This is a genomic window from Paenibacillus sp. FSL H7-0331, from assembly GCF_001956045.1.
Map to the genome: position 1 here is coordinate 358,538 of NZ_MRTH01000004.1, position 18,453 is coordinate 376,990.

17 protein-coding genes are annotated in these 18,453 nt (G+C 48.6%); 13 read left to right on the forward strand and 4 right to left on the reverse strand.

Annotation, left to right across the window (positions count from 1 at the left end):
- Positions 1-31 precede the first annotated feature (31 nt).
- The 12 genes from BK127_RS08380 to BK127_RS08435 all read left to right on the forward strand — a co-directional run bounded on the left by BK127_RS08380 (position 32) and on the right by BK127_RS08435 (position 13,933).
- On the forward strand, positions 32-2,545 hold the full coding sequence (locus BK127_RS08380) for a glycoside hydrolase family 2 protein (RefSeq protein WP_076229562.1): 2,514 nt from the start codon (positions 32-34) through the stop codon (positions 2,543-2,545).
- Positions 2,542-3,423 carry an SMP-30/gluconolactonase/LRE family protein gene (locus tag BK127_RS08385; RefSeq protein WP_076229563.1) on the forward strand — a complete coding sequence of 294 codons (882 nt, stop codon included), beginning with the start codon at positions 2,542-2,544 and terminating at the stop codon, positions 3,421-3,423. The genes BK127_RS08380 and BK127_RS08385 overlap by 4 nt, the downstream gene beginning before the upstream one ends.
- Positions 3,423-4,601, forward strand: coding sequence for an enolase C-terminal domain-like protein (locus tag BK127_RS08390; RefSeq protein WP_179097422.1), 1,179 nt, complete (start codon positions 3,423-3,425; stop codon positions 4,599-4,601). The genes BK127_RS08385 and BK127_RS08390 overlap by 1 nt, the downstream gene beginning before the upstream one ends.
- A gap of 41 nt (positions 4,602-4,642) precedes the next feature.
- The gene (locus tag BK127_RS08395; protein ID WP_076229564.1) at positions 4,643-5,671 is read left to right on the forward strand and encodes an aldo/keto reductase; all 1,029 of its coding nucleotides are present in this window, start codon (positions 4,643-4,645) and stop codon (positions 5,669-5,671) included.
- 19 nt (positions 5,672-5,690) lie between these two features.
- A complete protein-coding gene (locus BK127_RS08400; RefSeq protein ID WP_076229565.1) occupies positions 5,691-6,698 on the forward strand; it encodes an aldo/keto reductase in 1,008 nt (335 codons plus the stop codon).
- A gap of 46 nt (positions 6,699-6,744) precedes the next feature.
- A complete protein-coding gene (locus tag BK127_RS08405) occupies positions 6,745-7,731 on the forward strand; it encodes a DUF4432 family protein (protein WP_076229566.1) in 987 nt (328 codons plus the stop codon).
- A gap of 40 nt (positions 7,732-7,771) precedes the next feature.
- Positions 7,772-9,874 (forward strand): hypothetical protein, encoded by a 2,103-nt coding sequence (locus BK127_RS08410; protein WP_076229567.1) that lies wholly within the window; start codon positions 7,772-7,774, stop codon positions 9,872-9,874.
- A 63-nt stretch (positions 9,875-9,937) separates the two neighbouring features.
- Positions 9,938-10,978 carry a DUF6807 domain-containing protein gene (locus BK127_RS08415; RefSeq protein ID WP_083689174.1) on the forward strand — a complete coding sequence of 347 codons (1,041 nt, stop codon included), beginning with the start codon at positions 9,938-9,940 and terminating at the stop codon, positions 10,976-10,978.
- A complete protein-coding gene (locus BK127_RS08420; protein ID WP_076229569.1) occupies positions 10,899-11,189 on the forward strand; it encodes a DUF6807 family protein in 291 nt (96 codons plus the stop codon). Before BK127_RS08415 ends, BK127_RS08420 begins: the two co-directional genes overlap by 80 nt.
- A gap of 28 nt (positions 11,190-11,217) precedes the next feature.
- Positions 11,218-12,309: a mandelate racemase/muconate lactonizing enzyme family protein gene (locus BK127_RS08425; RefSeq protein ID WP_076229570.1), complete on the forward strand. Its 1,092-nt coding sequence runs from the start codon at positions 11,218-11,220 to the stop codon at positions 12,307-12,309.
- Between the two features lie 133 nt (positions 12,310-12,442).
- Positions 12,443-13,150, forward strand: a complete 708-nt coding sequence (locus BK127_RS08430; protein WP_076229571.1) for a metal-dependent hydrolase — start codon at positions 12,443-12,445, stop codon at positions 13,148-13,150.
- Positions 13,151-13,477: 327 nt separating this feature from the next.
- Positions 13,478-13,933 (forward strand): hypothetical protein, encoded by a 456-nt coding sequence (locus BK127_RS08435; RefSeq protein ID WP_076229572.1) that lies wholly within the window; start codon positions 13,478-13,480, stop codon positions 13,931-13,933.
- A gap of 362 nt (positions 13,934-14,295) precedes the next feature.
- On the opposite strand, the gene BK127_RS08440 is transcribed toward BK127_RS08435, so the two are convergent.
- From BK127_RS08440 to BK127_RS08455, 4 genes are all read right to left on the reverse strand, one after another.
- Positions 14,296-15,507, reverse strand: coding sequence for an MFS transporter (locus BK127_RS08440; protein WP_076229573.1), 1,212 nt, complete (start codon positions 15,505-15,507; stop codon positions 14,296-14,298).
- A gap of 88 nt (positions 15,508-15,595) precedes the next feature.
- A complete protein-coding gene (locus tag BK127_RS08445; protein ID WP_076229574.1) occupies positions 15,596-16,264 on the reverse strand; it encodes a hypothetical protein in 669 nt (222 codons plus the stop codon).
- 109 nt (positions 16,265-16,373) lie between these two features.
- On the reverse strand, positions 16,374-16,847 hold the full coding sequence (gene greA / locus BK127_RS08450) for a transcription elongation factor GreA (RefSeq protein ID WP_076229575.1): 474 nt from the start codon (positions 16,845-16,847) through the stop codon (positions 16,374-16,376).
- 183 nt (positions 16,848-17,030) lie between these two features.
- Complete coding sequence (locus tag BK127_RS08455) at positions 17,031-17,444, reverse strand: DUF4183 domain-containing protein (RefSeq protein WP_076229576.1); 414 nt, start codon at positions 17,442-17,444, stop codon at positions 17,031-17,033.
- Between the two features lie 331 nt (positions 17,445-17,775).
- Here BK127_RS08455 and BK127_RS08460 point away from each other — a divergent pair, with 331 nt between their 5' ends.
- On the forward strand, positions 17,776-18,450 hold the full coding sequence (locus BK127_RS08460) for an MBL fold metallo-hydrolase (RefSeq protein WP_076229577.1): 675 nt from the start codon (positions 17,776-17,778) through the stop codon (positions 18,448-18,450).
- The last annotated feature ends 3 nt before the right edge of the window (positions 18,451-18,453 follow it).

Consider the following 18,453-nt stretch of genomic DNA (forward strand, 5'->3'; position numbering starts at 1 on the left):
TACATCATTAAGATACAAAGGGAGAGTTAACATGAAGCTCATTATTCAGTTAAACGATTCGTGGGAAATCAAAAAATTCGCTCCATTTGATCAGGTTGATGCGGATACGTTAAATACGGATGCTGAAGGGTCTGAAGGGGAAAATGGATGGATACCGACCAGCGTTCCCGCTCAGGTTCATGAAGTTTTACTCAGGGAAGGGCTGATCGAGGAACCGTCACTGCTTGGCAAAGGAAAGGAATGCTTGTGGGTGGCCGAGCACGACTGGATCTATAAACGAACCTTTAGCGCCGCTGAGCTGCAGGATCAGAAGGCATACCTTCATTTCAAGGGATTGGATACGCTGGTCGATATCTACCTTAATGGCAAGCATGTGGCCTACCACAATAATATGTATGTGCCAGCCAGACTGGAAGTATCAGGGCTGTTGGAGGAAGAAAATATACTCGTAGTACATATCCATTCGCCCTATGCCTACATGCAGCAGGCCGATTACCCGAAGGATTGGACAGGCAAAATACGGCCTAGTCGTTTAATCAGAAAAAGTGATCAGGATTTTAACGATTACTTGGGTGCCAAGCCTTACCTGACCCGGATGGGCATTTATGACACGGTTTCTCTAGAGGTTGTAGATGAGCTGGAGATTGTGGACAACGATCTTTCATTCCGATTGCTGGAAGGGTATGAGCAAGGGTTAGTTACTGCCAAAGTGAGTGGAGCCGGGTTCGCAGCAGGTAGTACTTTACAATTGACTATCAAAAGCCCGGATCAGCAGGTCGTTGCTCAGCATAACACCCCGATCTCCAGTGAAGGCGCAGAAAGTTGGACTTATACCTGCGAACTGGTAGTTCCTGATCCGCTGCTGTGGTGGCCACGGGGATATGGCGAGCAGCCGTTATATGAGGTTTCCGTGTCTGTGCTTGTTAACGGCGAAGCCAAAGACCTGAACGTGAAACGCATCGGCTTCCGCGATGTAAAGATGGTGCAGCCGCTTGATTTTGTCATTAATCAAAAGCAGATTAAATTATGGGGGGCTCAATCGGCGCAGCTTCAGGGAATTACGCACTGCTGGAATAACGAGAAATCCAACCAGTTGCTGGACCTGCTGGAGAACGCGAATATGAACTCGCAGCGGGTATGGGGTGGTGCCGATCGATACGATGATGCATTTTATGATGAGGCTGACCAACGGGGCATTCTGATCTGGCAGGAGTTTTTCCATGATTATGGGATGTATCCCGATACGCTGCCCTATCGTGAATTGTGCAGGAAGGAAGCAGAATATCAGGTGAAGCGGCTCAAGCATCACCCTTCGCTGCTGTTTTGGTGCGGTGGCAATGAATGCTTCATGGGAGCGGAGTTTGAGCTGCCCGGAGAGCCCTATATAGGCGGCGAAATCTTTCTGGAGGATTATAAGAGCGTATGTGAGACGCTGGATCCTGACCGATACTACCACATCAACTCGCCATACGGGGGCGCTTATTGCAATGATCCGTTGGCAGGGGACACCCACAGCTATACGAATACATGGTATGTTCCGGGAGCTGATTATCCGATCATGATTGCCGAGGAAATCAGAACGTCCCCGCCATCGTTGAAAAGCTTTGTGAGATATATGGGCGAAGAGCGGGCATGGCCGGCGGATTATTCAGGTCAAATAACCCGAAATTCGAAATATCCTTGGCCTGATACCTGGACTGAGCGGACGTCAGCCTTCGGCTGGAGGAAAATACCGCCAATTGAGCTGTTCTATGATGCAGACGATCTTCCATCGGCAGTATACAAATTTGGTGCTGCCCATGGGCATTATTTGCGTAAGGTGCTGGAGAATAACCGCAGAGGCAAGCCGTCTGAAAGCCCTGATGGTGAACGAATATGTAAAGGGCATTTCGTGTGCAGATGGAACGATTCATGGCCTGTTATTTATGGTAGCATGATCGATTATTATATGGAGCCGTATATGCCTTATTATGCGGTCAAGCGAGCTTACCAGCCTCTGCTGCTGTCGTTTGATGTGCAAAACTTTATTTATTTGTGGGCTGTGAATGACAGTGCCAACGATGTTGAAGGCACCTTATATGTGAAGCTGTTCGATCCTTTATCCAATGTTTTTGTACAAGAGCTCGAGAAATGCGTGCAGGTTCGTTCAGGTGAGTCGAACCTCATTACGAATCTCAACGAGTTCAAGCAGTTTTCCAGAACCTATATCTTATATGCCTATTTGGTGGATGCTCAGGGTGAGCTAATCGCGAGAACGCATGATTTCGTAGATATCGAAAGGCATATGCGATTCCCCGAGGCCAGAATTGCGATGGAAATCAACGGTGATCAACTCACGCTGTCAACGGATCAGTTTGCACGATGCATTGAGCTCTCCGGCAATCATGAGGGTGATGAGTTCGGCTGGCTGTTTGAGGATAACTACTTTGATCTGCTGCCGGGAGAGGTCAAGCAGGTCAACATATTGGGCAGGCACACGAAGGGAACGATTACAGCAAAAGCTTATTACTCTCCATTTACAACTGAAGGAGGCTTTACCCGGTGAATATCATCCGTTATTCAGAAAAGCTGGATCATATTATTTCTCCCGAGCAGACTGCACAGAAATTGGCCTCCGGCTTCTCCTTTTCGGAAGGTCCTGTCTGGTGCCCTCGCACAAACCAATTATATTTTACGGATTTCCCGAATCATCGTATTTATACCTGGAACGAGACGAACGGCTTGCAGCTTTATAGTGATCATAGCGACAGAGCGGTTGGTCTTACCTTGGACGCGGAGGGGCGGCTGTTATCGTGCGAAACGCTAACCCGCAGAATTTCCCGAACGGAGCTGGATGGCTCCATTACAGCGCTCGTCACCCATTATCAAGGAAGCAGAATCAATAACACCAACGATGTCATTGTCAAAAAGGACGGAACGATTTATTTCTCCGACCCTTACAGTACAGCATTGGGAGATACGAAGGATTTGGACGTTAACGGGGTATTCCGGTATGATCCGCAATCAGGAGCTTTGGATTTGCTTGTAGAAGATTTCCCGAGACCTAACGGACTTGCCTTTTCTCCGGATGAATCACTTTTATACATTGACGATACGACTGAGCAGCATGTCAGAGTGTTCGAGGTAAACCCGGATGGAAGCATCAGCAATGGACGGGTCTTTGCGGAGCTGGACACGGAGGCAGGCCCTGGCGCCGCAGACGGGATGAAAGTAGACGAGCATGGCAATGTGTATGTGACCGGACCGGGCGGTGTGTGGATATTTGCCCCGTCAGGGGAGCGGTTGGGCAGACTGGAATTCCCGGAGGTTGCTGCCAACCTATGCTTCGGCTCAACGCCGGAATCGGCGCTCGGTCATACACTGTTCATAACAGCGAGCTCTTCCTTGTACAGCCTCAAGCTTCAGGTTCGCGGAGCGGTATAATGAAAATTATTGATGTACAGGTTTTTAAATTGAGCGGAATGATGAATAAGGCGTGGGAGCACCGCGCACGCTCGGCTGCTCCCTTGGACATTTACCCGGAATATGCGCTCCGTGACCCGTCACCGTCGCTTGATAGCACGACAGAGCCCATACCGTTGGTTCGTTATTATGTGAGCATTGTTACCGACGAGGGTCTTGACGGGTTATACGGGCCGATGGTGTATGAAGAGCAGGCGGATATAATAATCAAGAAGCTGAGGCCGCTGCTGCTAGATCAGAACCCGCTGGATATCGAACGTTTATGGGATCAAATGCGTTTCGACCGGCACGGCCGCAGCGGTTATTATATGATGGCTGCCAGTGCAATCGATTGTGCGCTATGGGATTTACGCGGTAAATTTTATAATACGCCCGTTTATCGGCTGCTTGGCGGACCTACGCGTTCGCAAATTCCCGTATATGCCAGCACACTGGGCTATCCGATTGATGCAGGCAAGGCAGGCGAGCAAGCAAAAGCCTTTGTGGACGCCGGTTTTAAGGCGCAAAAATGGTTTTTTCGCCATGGCCCCTCTGCTGGCGGGGAAGGGAGGGCAAGCAATCTTCGTATGGCGCAGGAGGTACGGGAAGCCATTGGCAGCGAGGCTGATTTCATGCTCGATTGCTGGATGGGCTGGGACGTGCCTTACGCGATCGATATGATGGACAGGCTGCGCGAATTACGGCCGTTATGGCTGGAGGAACCACTGCTTCCCAATCAGATTGACGGCTACAGGCTGTTAAAAGAACGGGGATCGCTGCTGCTGGCCGCCGGTGAGCATTTGTATACCCGTAAAGATTTTAAACCGTTTTTTGACGAGGGGCTGTTAGCTTATGCCCAGCCTGATCCCGATTGGACCGGAGGCATTACAGAGCTGCGTAAAATCGCGATCCTTGCCGAAACCTTTGATGTGAAATTCATTCCTCATGGCTGCACAGTGCTGCCTAATCTGCATGTGATCGCATCGCTTGCCCCTTCGGTGTGTCCTTATCTTGAATATTTGGTACTCTACCAGCAGCAGCAAAACCATTTTCACCTCAACAAGCTGATCCCGGTGAACGGATTTCTTGCTCTTCCTGAGCAAGCTGGGCTGGGCATTGAGCTGGATGAAAGTACGATTGAAGCTAAAGTACGGTTGTAGCACATATTATTAAAATGAAATGTATTCGTGGAGGGATTGCGATGAAATACGGTTACTTGGGTAAGTCGGGATTAAGGGTAAGCCGGTTATGTCTGGGTACGGCAGCCTTTGGTGGCAAGGTAGGGAAAGAAGGAGAGTATGGGAGTATCAGTGAACAGGAAGCATTTCGAATTATGGATGCTGCTTTGGACGCGGGGATTAATTTCTTTGATACCGCTAACGTCTATGGTGGGGTAAGACTTCGTGGGGAAACCATCGGTCATCGCGGGATTACGGAGGAGATTATCGGACGCTGGTTTGCCCAGGGAGGCAACCGTCGGGAACGGGTGGTACTCGGGACGAAGGTGGGCCGGGTGTTCGAGGAGGATGAGCTTGACGGCCCGAACAAGGCGCAGGGCTTGTCGTTGTACAAAATCCGTCGGCATTTTGAAGCATCACTAAAAAGGCTGCAAACCGATCACATCGAGCTGTATCAAATGCATCACGTGGATCGGAATGTGCAATGGGAGGAGCTGTGGGAGGCATTCGAAGGCCTTGTACGGTCAGGAAAGGTCGATTATATCGGCTCCTCCAATTTTGCCGGAAGAGATTTGGCACGTGCCCAATCGGTCGCCAAGGAGCGGCATTTTATGGGCCTTATTTCCGAACAGCACGGGTACAACCTGCTGAACCGATTTCCGGAAACGGATACGCTGCCGACCGCTAAGGAGCTTGGTATCGGCATTACGATATGGAGTCCGCTAGCAAGGGGGCTGCTGGCCACGGATGTGAGCAAGCCGATCACCCGGACACTTACAGATGATGCGCTGATGCTGCTGGAAACCCATCGTTCGCAAATGGAGCAGTTCTCTGACCTGTGCAGAGAGCTGGGTGAGAAGGAAGCCAACGTTTCCCTGGCGTGGCTGCTGGCCAATCCGGCTGTAGCCGCCCCGGTAATCGGTCCAAGTACGGTGGAGGAGCTGGAGGATTTACTGCGCTCTGTCGAAATCGAACTGGATGCGTCAACGATGAAACGGCTGGACGAAATTTTTCCGGCTTCCAGTGAGCTGTCCATGTTTAAACAAACTTAAAGGTGGGGAGGTATGAGCAGTGAAATACGGTTATTTGGGAAAGTCGGGGTTAAGGGTAAGCCGGTTGTGTCTCGGTACAGCAGCCTTTGGTTCCTTGCCAACAAAAGAAGGGGAATATGGGAGCATTCCAGAGCAGGAAGCGTTTAAAATTATGGATGCAGCTCTGGATGCAGGCATTAATTTTTTTGATACTGCCAACGTATATGGCGGAATCGGCCACCGCGGCAGAGCCGAGGAAATCATTGGCCGCTGGTTCGCGCAGGGCGGCAATCGCCGTGAACGGGTTGTGCTTGGCACGAAGGTTGGTCGTGTTTTCGAGCAGGATGAGCTTGACGGCCCGAATAAGGAACAGGGCTTGTCCTTGTACAAAATCCGCCGCCATATCGAAGCATCGCTGAAAAGATTGCAAACCGATCATATTGAGCTGTACCAAATGCATCATGTTGACAGGCATGTGCAGTGGGAAGAATTGTGGGAGGCTTTCGAAGGCCTTGTCCGGTCAGGCAAGGTGGACTATATTGGCTCCTCCAATTTTGCGGGAAGAGACTTGACGCGTGCCCAATCCGCCGCGCAGGAGCGGCATTATATGGGCCTTGTTTCCGAGCAGCACGGGTACAACCTGCTGAACCGATTTCCGGAAACAGATACACTGCCAACTGCGAGGGAGCTTGGTATTGGGATTACGATATGGAGCCCACTGGCTAGAGGGCTGCTGGCAGTGGATGTCAGTAAGCCATCAATCCGACCGCTCACTGTCGATGCCCAGATGCTACTGGAAAATCATCGTTCGCAGATGGAGCAATTCTCAGCACTGTGCAGGGAGCTCGGAGAGCACGAAGCCAATATTTCCTTGGCGTGGTTGTTGGCCAATCCGGCTGTAACCGCTCCTGTGATCGGTCCAAGCAGTGTACAGGAGCTGGAGGAAACGCGGCGTTCTGTTGAAATCGAGCTGGACGTTACGACGATGAAACGGCTCGACGAGATTTTTCCGGCGTCTCGGGAGCTGTCGATGTTTAAACAAACGTGACCCACTGCACCCAAAATGTGGTATGTTAATGAGGAGGGGCTTGAACATGTCGATTAGCTCCCGGTGCACAATTCGTGAATCGGTTATTTCTACAATAAAGACAGTCACCTTGGAAAACGAACTGCTGCGGGTCCGTATTCTAATCAGTAAGGGGGCCGATATATTTGAGTTCATATACAAGCCATTAGATATGGACATTCTTCTGAAAACGAACAACGGGCTTGATCGGTTTGAGCATAGAAATCTGGCTGAGCACAGATTGAGCAATTATTCGGAGCTGTTCACGGGCGGCTGGCAGGATTGCCTTCCCCATCGAGCCAGATATTTGGATTTGGATATCACGCAGGACACCGGCGGCATCGCAGCAACAGTTCCTTGGGCGTATGAAGTTGAACAAGATACGGCTGAATGTGCCAGCATCCGCTGCTTCGTCCAATTGCCGGATGTTCCGCTGTTCATCGAAAAAACATATAAGCTTAAGCAGGGGGATTCGCGTCTGTATGTAGAGCAGCGAATTCGTAATAAGGGAACGGCAGCCGTACAATTTACATGGACGCAGCATGCGGCGTTTGGTGGTCAGTTCCTAAATGAACGCGTGTACATCGAATTTCCAGATTGTATCGCTTTTCATGCAAGGCAATATGACAGTGCATTTGCAAAAGACTTGAGCCGTTTTGAGGAACCGATTAACCGGATCACGTTACCCGACGGTACCATCAGAAATCTTCAGGAAGTGCTGCCGAGGTTAGCCAATGAGCAAATATTTACGGTGCTGACGCATATCCAGGAGCCTTGGGTGAAGCTGATCAACCGGGATAAGAAAGTAGGCGTTCAACTCCGTTGGGAGCTGGATGCTTTTCCATTTATCCGCTACTGGAGCAATAATGTCGAGGATATGTATACAATCGGCATTGAGCCGAGCAATGATGCATTTGCCAATTTTGATCATTCCCTGGAGCACGGTACTTATCGCGAACTGCAGCCTGATCAGTCATATGCCACCGAATATACTTGTGAAATCTTTGAAACTTAAGCTGTATAACCACAACAGGATTGAAGGGAGTTATCATCAAATGGCTATCGCCGTAGCGTTTCGGACAGCCTCGCCTCAAGTATGCTTTGCTGTCGATAAGTTAAAGGAAGCGATTCTGGCAGTAGGGGAGACCTATGAAACCGGAGAGCTGAATCGTCCGGGACATGTACATATCGCCATCACCAGCTCGGAGGAAGAAGCTGCTATGCTCGGTTTGGCAGTGGATACCTCTGTGCTTGCCGAAGGCTTCGAAATACGCCGATTTCTGCATCAAGGAAAGCCAGCTCTTGCAATTCTCGCTCGTGACGAGTCGGGAGCGATGTATGGCGTATTGGAGCTTGCCGAGCAGCTCCGCGATCACCTGGAGCTGTCCCTTATCCCTGAATGTATAACCAATGCCAGATTGGCGTTTCGGGCACTCAAGTTTAATCTGCCCTGGTCCAGCTATCGGATGAATGAATGCTTTGATTTGCAGCATGAAACCGTTCGTGATCTCAGCTTTTGGCAAAGCTTTCTCGATATGATGGCGGTCAACCGCTACAATGTGCTGACGCTTTGGAATCTTCACCCTTTTCCTTATATGGTCAGATCGGTTCATTTCCCCAAAGCAACTCCTTTTTCCGATGAGGAATTGACGGAGTGGAAGCAGTATTGGACCTCGCTGTTTCGGATGGCTAAAGATCGTGGTATCGAAACGTATGTGATCAACTGGAATATTTTCGTATCGGAGGCGTTTAAAGAGCATTATGATGCGCAGGCCGTGGATGATCTGCAATTTTATTACGGCGATGCTTATTCAACCGAACAGATTAAACAGTATACTCGCGAAAGCGTTACCCAGATGATTGATGAGTATCCCGATTTGGCCGGACTTGGCATTTCTCTCGGAGAACGAATGGACGATATGGCTCCCGAGGCGAGGCAAACGTGGATCGAGGAGGTTTATTATGAAGGCATGAAGAACGCCGGCAGATCTGTCAAATTTATTCATCGTGCGCCTTTTTCCGTAGACCCGCTTATTACAAGAACCTCTATCGAAAAAAACGGCTTTATGCCTGAGCCGGTCTGGGTTGAGGTCAAATTCAACTGGTCCCACGCCTATTCGTCCTCGAAGCTGCTGCTGACGCATGGGGGCTCCAAAGGCATGGAGGGCTACTGGAACCCACCTCCGACCAACTACAAAATTACGTGGATGATCCGCAATGAAGACTTTTTCACGCTTCGCTGGGCACAGCCTGACTTTATCAGAGAGCATCTGGCAGAAAATATTCATGACTATGTAGGTGGTTATTACGTGGGTTCCGAGTGCTTCATACCCGCAAAGGATTATTCCCATGTTGAGGACAGCCCGCAAATGAGCTGGACCTACGCATTTGAGAAGCACTGGCTGCATTACATGCTGTGGGGCCGATTATTATACGATCCTTCGACACCTGACACGGTATTTCAAAATGAAATCAGTCAACGTTATGGGGAATCGGCAGGTAAGCACTTGCTTCGAGCCTTTTCATCCGTTTGTAAAATGCCGATGGCTCTCGGTTCCTTTTTCTCATTTACGTGGGATTTTACTTTATATGCCGAAGGTTTTATTGCGACCAATCGGACTGAGTACAATTCGGGAGAGGCGTTTATTTCCTTGAAGGACCTGCTGGAAAGCACAACCTTTGATCCCGCGTATTTATCGCTTCGTGATTATGCGGACCGTTGGGTAAACGGCGAATCGATGGAGGGCTTCATCACACCGCTGCAATTAGCGGATACGTTGGAGGCGGATGCCCATGAGGGGCTTAAGGCACTGTCCACCATAGTCGATTCCACGCCTGCACTCAGCTCTGAGACAGCAGATGTTGAGGCATGGGCGTATCTGAGCCTTTATTTGGCTGCCAAGCTCCGGGCCGGAGTCTGCTATGCGCTGTATGAGAAAACCGGCGAAGAGGATGATCGCAGAAATGCACAGCATTGGCTGGAAGAGCCCTACGCAGCGAAGTATTGGGAGGATCTGATCGATGTGACGAAGTCCCGTTATAAGAAGCAGCCTTTGATGCATTTGGGGGAAACTTTGTTCAGCTGGGAGCTGTTTCGTCCGCAAGTCGCTGCAGATATTGCATTTGTTGGCGGGAATCAAGTAACGGCGGTTAACTAAGACAAATAATCAGGGAATGGCTGGGCTGTCCACAGCAAGGCCTATACAAGTAAGCGGAGGTGGATGATCACAATGACGATTGATTTCAAGGTAAGGCTGATCCCGAGTACCAGTATGCTGCTCCCCATAGTAACCCGGTTGGAACTGGACACATCAACGTATCAACAGCTTGTACAAGAGTCTGGTGATATGGATATTTGGTTGCAGGACGAGGCTTCGGGGCTGGAATTCGCATGTCAATTAAATAGTCAGTCGATGTCCGCAACACCGGAGGGCACGAATACGGAGCACGCGCTGTATGTGTTGATCAAGGAATGGCCTGCCGATAGCAGTGCTACCGAATTAAGCTTGGTCTTTACGCAGAAAGTCAAACAAGTTTCTGTGCCTGAGGACCGAAAATATAATCCATGGCGGAACACTTATGGGGTGTTCCTCGATCATCAAGAAGAGAATGCAAGAGTTATCGTGAGCATAGAAGGCAGCTTGACTACACGTTATATGTACTCTCCTTTTGTACCCAAGCCTTATTATTACCCATTGATTGGACCGAAGGGGCATACGCTGATTCAGGATGCACCGGATGATCATCTGCATCACCACGGCTTGTGGTGGGGACATGATGACGTCAACGGGCATAAGGCATACCATGAATTTCGTCGAGAAGGGCGGCAGACCCATCGCAAGTTCCTGGCGCTGTTTGGAGGACCTGTTTTTGGACAAATTACATCGCTTGTGGATTGGCTGGATGAGGACGGCGGCCTTCTTTTGCAGGAGACTCGCAGTGTCCGGATTTATAATATGCCGAGAGAGGCCAGATATCTGGATCTTCACACATCGCTTCATGCGGTAAACGGCGAGGTGGTTTTTGGCAGCACCAAAGAAGGCGGTTTCCCGTTCATTCGGGTCAACGAGCAAATTAACGGCTTCCATACCGGATTGCTAACGGCTGCCAGCGGAAATACCAAGGAAAAGGGAATTTTTGGAACGGTAACTGAATGGGTCGATTACAGCGGCAAGCTGGTTAATGTGGATTGGGATAACGGCATTCCCCCACAAAACGCACATCGATGCAGGAATCGCGATGTTTGTACACCCGGACAATGAAACGTATGCATCGCAATGGTTTGTGCGGGATTCCGGAGCCTTTACATCGGCGAACTTTCATTTCTCGGGAGGAAAGACGCTGCAGGGTGGCGATAGTTTGAACATACGGCAGCGGATTTACGTGCATGAAGGCGATGTGAATAGCGGTCAAGTGAAGGAGCGGTTTCAGGAATATATAGAGCCTATAGCGATTGAAATTATAAGAACGTAAGCTATCCCCAAATAGGAGGGCAAACACTTTGAAAATCAAAAGTATAGAAAGCTTTTGCACACAGCATATCGGGATTGTCCGTGTACGGACTGAGGACGGATTGGAAGGTTACGGACAAGTTGCTCCATATCAAGCCGATATCTCGGCTATGGTGCTGCATCGGCAGGTCGCTCCTTATGCGCTCGGAGCCGATGCTGACGATATCGATGGACTGGTCGACCGCGTTGTGACAGGCGAGCACAAATTTCCGGGTTCTTATATTTGCCGGGCAGTCGGAGGCCTGGATACGGCGTTATGGGATCTGCGCGGCAAACGGGAAGGGAAAAGCGTCTGCGAGCTGTTGGGAGGCAAGCCGCGGCTGCTGCCTGTATACGGTTCCAGCATGAAGCGTAATATAACGCCTGAGGCGGAGGCGGAGCGGCTTCTGAGGCTTCAGGATAAGCATGGATACGAAGCATTCAAAATCCGGATCGGGGAAAACTTCGGCAACGATGTTGACCATTGGCCGGGACGCACCGAAGCCATGATCCCGACCATCCGGAAAGCTTTGGGTGACCAAACGATCATACACGCCGATGCCAACAGCGGGTTCACGCCAAAACGGGCAATCGAGGTCGGACGTATGCTGGAGCAATATAACTACGGGCACTTCGAAGAGCCGTGCCCATATCCCGAATTGGAATGGACCGCGGAGGTTGCCGACGCTTTAACGATCCCTGTGTCCGGCGGAGAACAGGACACCGATCTGGCACAATTCAGACGGATGATCGCGATGAAAGCTGTTGATATTGTACAGCCGGATATTTGCTACGCAGGGGGCATCAGCCGTACGCTTCAGGTAGCCAAAATGGCCGAGGCAGCCGGAATTCCCTGCACGCCTCATGCCGCCAATTTGTCGATGGTAACGATTTTCACGCTGCATCTGATGGGAGCACTGCCCAACGCTGGACCGTATTTGGAATTCAGTATTGAGGAACCGGGCTGGGCACAAGGCTTTTATGAAACGTTCCCGGTGGCCAGGGACGGTAAGGTCGCCATTCCTGACGGACCGGGATGGGGTGTTACATTCAGCCAGGAATGGCTGAACAAGGCACAATATCAGACTAGCAGTAAGGAATAAGAGGGATTTCCAAACGGATACGATACAAAAAAAGCAGCGATCTTGCAAATGGCTGCTTTTTTGTGTCACAATTAAGATGGATTGTTGGAAGCATTCTCCCAGTCAAATCGAAATCATAAGGAGTCGAAGTTCGATGCAAATCATTTACCATGGTCATTCTGCCATTCAGATCATCACCAACGGAAAGTCGTTAATTATCGATCCTTTTCTCAGCGGCAATCCACTCGCTACTGCCAAGCCTGAGGATATCAAGGTGGATGCCGTTCTTCTGACGCACTCCCACATAGACCATATATTGGATGCGGAGCCGATAGCCAAAGCCAATGATTGTTCGGTTGTGGCGAATGTGGAGCTGGCAGCCTATATGTCCTGGAAGGGTGTAAAAACGATAGGCATGAACATGGGCGGGACCGTCGATCTGGGCTTTGCCAAGGCGAAAATGATCCAGGCGTTTCATACGTCGGGTATCGTCGATGAAGAAAACAAGCAGATTCTGTATGGGGGTACACCTGGCGGATATTTGATCTATGCGGAAGGTTTAACGATATTGCATACCGGAGATACCGCATTGTTCGGCGATATGAAGTTGATAGGCGATCGCAATCGTATTGATGTCGCTTTGGTTCCGATTGGTGACCATTATACGATGGGGCCTGAGGATGCCTTGCAGGCTGCAGAATGGTACAAGGCGAAGCTGGTTGTTCCTGTTCATTACAATTCATTCCCCGCTATCAGGCAGGATGCCGATGCGTTCGTATCGTTGCTGGAAACACGCGGACTGAAGGGGAAGGTTATGGCTCCTGGAGATACGCTTGAGGTTGAGCAGGAACTAAACAAATAGTAGAGCCGAGCGTCCCGAAACCTTTATACACCTTTACATAATGACAGTTGAGAACATGATTCATGTTCCCGCCTGTCATTTTTTTGATTTACCGGAAATCATTGATCAGCCGCGCGCTGCGGTTTGCATTGAATCCATCGAGCGGAATTGATAAAAGTTAGACGGTTGTCCCTTTACAGAATGAATTTTCATGTTAATTTAAGGAAAAATATAGCAGGAAATCAGCTGAATTTCATTTACGCTTCAGGTTGGAATTTTATTCTTAGTACATAAGGAATAAGCAATTCCTTTCTCGGTTGACACTATATAGACAAGGTGGAGAGAGCCATGAGTAAATGGAAGCAAAGTATGATGGCAGGAACGGTAGCAGCGGCATTATTGGTCGGAGGATTTGGAGGTTCATTCACACAGCAAGTGTTTGCAGATGATGACAGCGAGGATTCATCCATCTCTTCACCGATCGATATGTCGATTCCCGCTGCAACCCGGGCTGACTTAAAGCTCAATCAAATCCTTATATTGGCATCTTCTATATTGGATGTCGACTATAGTGATTTGCAAGAGGATCTTCATGATGGGCGGTCGCTAGCGGACTTGGCAACACAGCAAATGAACGAATCCGCGAGCTTTACAAGTCAACTGTTAAGTCTCGTGGAAGCACCAATTAACAACAGTTTAAATAGTGGCAAGATCACCTCTGACGAAGCGACCGCTCTCATAAAATCGACAACAGAACAGGTCACTCAAATCGTTAATCAAGCTGGTTATGAGGAAAAGGCATAAGTATAAGTGAAATGGATTCGCTATGTTTCACTTCTTACTGAACAGGGTAATGAAAAGTAGTGGGAAGTGGTAATAATGAATCAAACGTCGTACGGAAGAAGCATGAACCTATGTCAATCCGAAAGGTAGTTGATTTACCATGAGATCTCTAAAAAGGATGAAACGATCGAGATGGTTTCGATTGTTTTCAGGTCAAATTCCCTAGCAGCTGGAAACTTCAATATTCTGCGGCTAACTGAAAATTTATAATGTCTTGATGTACTAATTGAACGGACGTTATCGGACGCAATCGCTTCCCACGTTATATAAGGACCCTACGATGTATGCATCGTAGGGTCTTCGTAATGAGATGAGCAGAGTTATTATTGAACTGCGACTAACTGGCTACGCCGCTTTTCCAGACCAAAGCTTAGAATAACGCCGCCCAGAGCGAGAACGGCAAGGCAGGCTGCCAACCAGGGAACAGAGGACAGTCCCATATAGGTTATAGTCACGCCGCCCAGGTAGGCTCCGCTCGCATTACCTAAATTCAATGCTGAATGGCTTGAGGTTGTTGCAAGCAGAGGGGCTTCATGAGCCAAATTCATAATACGGATCTGGATACCGGGCATAATACCGAAAGCTGAGATTCCCCAGAGGAAGATAGTAATGACAGCCAGCACCGGATTCGATAGTGTAACGGTCAACAGCGATAGAATGACGGCCAGCACAGCAAAGTTGATTATTAAAGCAGGCTTTAGCTTCCAGTCGGCAAGTCGACCGCCAAGCATATTGCCAATGGTGACTCCAAATCCGAATAATACCAAAATCCAGGTTACACTATGCTCGGCAAAGCCGCTGATCGATTCCAGCATAGGTGTAATATAGGTGAATACGGAGAACAGGCTCGCGCATCCGAGTGCGCCCGTCAGCAGCACCAGCAGTACCTGGGGATTAATCAGACCGCGGAATTCTTTGGCAAGACTCGGTACATGTTCTTGGCGAATAACAGGAATAAATTTGATAATGCCGATCAGGGAGATAATTCCCATGATGGTAATGGCACCGAATGAAGCTCTCCAACCCAATTGCTGACCAATGAAGGTTCCGAACGGCACACCAATAATATTGGCAATGGTCAATCCGGCCAGTACCATAGATACCGCTCCAGCCCGCTTTTCTGGCGCTACAAGTCGAGCAGCGATAATGGATCCGACACCAAGAAATGTGCCGTGAGCGAAGGCCGTCATCACCCGTGCGGCAATCAGCAGATAGTATGAAGGGGCCACTACAGACAAGGCGTTACCCACTATAAAAATGCACATAAGCAGAATGAGCAATTTCTTTTGGGGAACCTTATGGGTAAATATAGTGAGCAAAGGTGCGCCAAAAGCGACTCCGAGAGCGTAGCTCGTAATGAGCTGGCCTGCCTGCGGGATCGTGACTCCCAGATCATTGGCGACATTAGGGAGCAGACCCATAATGATAAATTCGGTCATGCCGATGGCAAAGGCACCCGCAGTCAGACATAAAAGGGGTAAAGGAAAACGTCCCTTCTTGTGTGACGATGGGGCTTGGTTTATTGCTGAACTCATGATGTGTATCTCTTCCTATCCGTAAGTTATTCAGCGTCTGCCTTATCTGTTTATATATTGTAGGCAGTGCACAGTAGGTTCTCTTGGTTTACAGTCCGCTCCCGGTTTGTGCTGCGTATTGCAAAATGGCTATAGCAGCTCTTTCCCTGCGTACGGGATCGTCGCTGTTGAGCGCTTCCTTCAACACACTCATAGCTTGCTCAAGGGTGTCATTGTCTATGATGACCTTGGGTACACTTTGTACAAGGATATTTGGCTCAGCGCCTGTATGTGCAGCGACTCTCAAATGATTCGGCAGCCACCGGTCCAATCCAGCTGTTTCCATAGCTAGCTCATACGGTGTAATGGCTTCACGATGATTTAATAAGCTTTGAACTTCTTTATTCAGCTCACTTCGAGGTATCCGGTGCAACCAGGTAACGCCTCTTCTATGGCACATGCCCTCATCGTTATTATCATGCTGTTCAACATAATAATAATCGCCTATATCCCCGAGGTAGACCTCTTGTTCATGGGCTACAAGCACATAATCGCCATCCTGCATCATGTGCACAAAGCAGTTGATTTCGTCTAATGGATCGGTTATATCTGTATCCGTCATATCATAAGCCAGGACAAGCCGTCGCTCCAGCTCGGATGTGCTGATGTTGTCCAAATCCCCGATGCCCGGCCAGCCTATACATACAAAATGGTCTTTAAGAAAAAGTGCCATTCGATCCATTCCATGAGGGTTTGATTTCATTTGAAACAGCTTCATTGGTCGCTCCTTTGCTATACAATAATGGGGAATAAAAACCAAACAGACAGCTAATGAATCGCTGCCCTTTTAGTTATTGCTATTTAATTGTATAGATAATAGAAGGGAATTAATTAGCTTTGATTTCAAGCAGCTCGTATTTAATGACGCCCACAGGTGCATTGACACTAACGATATCGCCAACCGATTTACCCATGAGAGAACCACCGAGAGGACTTTCGTAAGATATTTTATTCTCGGCTACATCAGCCTCTGAAGGACCTACGATTTTATACTCAACTTTTTCCGAAAACTCAACGTCATTCAGGATAACGATGGAACCTACATGAACGGTTGATATGTCCACATTGGTAGCTACTTTGGCTTTTTTTAGCATTCTTTCAATGGTTATTATTCTGGTTTCCATGAACGACTGGTCGTTTTTCGCAGAATGATATTCACTATTTTCCTTGAGATCGCCATAGCTGATTGCTAATTTAATACGCTCGGCTAATTCCTTGCGCTTAACCGTTTTTAAATCCTCCAGCTCAAGCTCCAAATTACGAAGTCCCTCTGGTGTTAAAAATATTTCATCCTTAGCCATATCTGCATCCCCTAGACTATCCAATTTCAGATCCGATGATCTTCTTACATATTACACTATATTCGGCAATCGTGCGAAGAAAGGGTGAATTTATCGCACATTTAAGATGAACCTTATTATGGAAGAGTCGGTGTGAACTCAAAAAAACCTGGCCAGCGGCCAGGTTATAGGCTGTAATTCTAATTACGTGATGATTGTGATAGTGGGAGCTGAAATGGTTGGTTGAGTAGCAATTGTAGAAGTTACGGTGCCGAAGTTTGCTATCTCCAATAGGATAGGTACCCCTACTGAGATATCGATTGTTGCCAGTACAAGGCTAGCTGTTGTCAGCGTAGACAATGCGCTCTGCTGAAGAACACCATTAATATAAACATTATAGTAATCATTTACAGTGACAGCTGGTAAAGCCACAACCGGACCATCAGCATCATCAACAAAGCTGGCTGCGGGAATTGTAATATCTGTAGCACCTATCATTCCGGCATCAATTGCCGCAAAGAAACGGGAGACAACGGGATTGACAGTTGTATCGATGGCGCCACCGCTCGATATCGGAGCCGTGGAGGTTGCCGTATAGACGGGTTTAATAATTGCCATATTCTCACCTCCTTTACTCTGCATTGAAACCGAAAGAAATCTTCAGTTCTATTAACAGTAGATGAAAGTTAAATAGAATATGTAACGGCCAATCTACTGACATATATATTATGGTTGCAAAACCTATGAATGCTATGAAATAGCAGGTTGGCTGTGATTGATAGACAGCTCTGATTAATTCGAGAAATCAGCACATTTGCCTCCGCATCCGCTCTAGGTTAACATTAAATAATCAGTACTCACGCGGAAGCCATGGGACAAGGTAGACAACAACCGATGGTGCTCCATTGGAGAAGCTGTTCAAATCAATACGATGATGGAGGTGCAGGACATGGCAGCAGGCTCAGGAATTACAGCTGTAGAGTGGTCGATGCAAGCAGGTGAACATACGTTTGCCGTTCATGCTGCATTACTATGGGATGAGAACGATGGTATTCTTGTGGATACAGGAATCCCCGGTCAGCTGGAGGTGATTCGGGCTTCACTTGCTCAGGAAGCGGTTCCCTTTGACAAGCTTACAAAAATCATTATTACTCATCAGGATTTGGATCATATCGGTAGTCTGCCTGAGCTAATCTCGGCTTCAGAGGGACAGATTGAGGTTTTCGCACATGAATTGACCAAGCCTTACCTATTAGGGGAAGTACCCATCATAAAAAGAGGTGTCCTTGTGCCGCCTTCCAAGGTTGATGTGACGCTTCAGGATGGTGATGAGCTTCCTTATTGCGGGGGGATTCAAGTGATTTTCACCCCGGGTCATACACCGGATCATATCAGCCTTTATCACAAGCCAAGTAAAACCTTGATATCCGGCGACGCCTTGACCTCACAGGATGGTGTGCTGATGCCGCCTAACAAAGCATTTACACCCGATATGGAGCAGGCACTCAGCTCGGTCGCCAAGCTGCTCGATTATGATATTGAGACCGTCATTACGTATCATGGTGGTGTTTGCACAGAACGGATTCAGGAGCGACTTGCTGCAATTGCAGCGGGCGAGCAATAATAA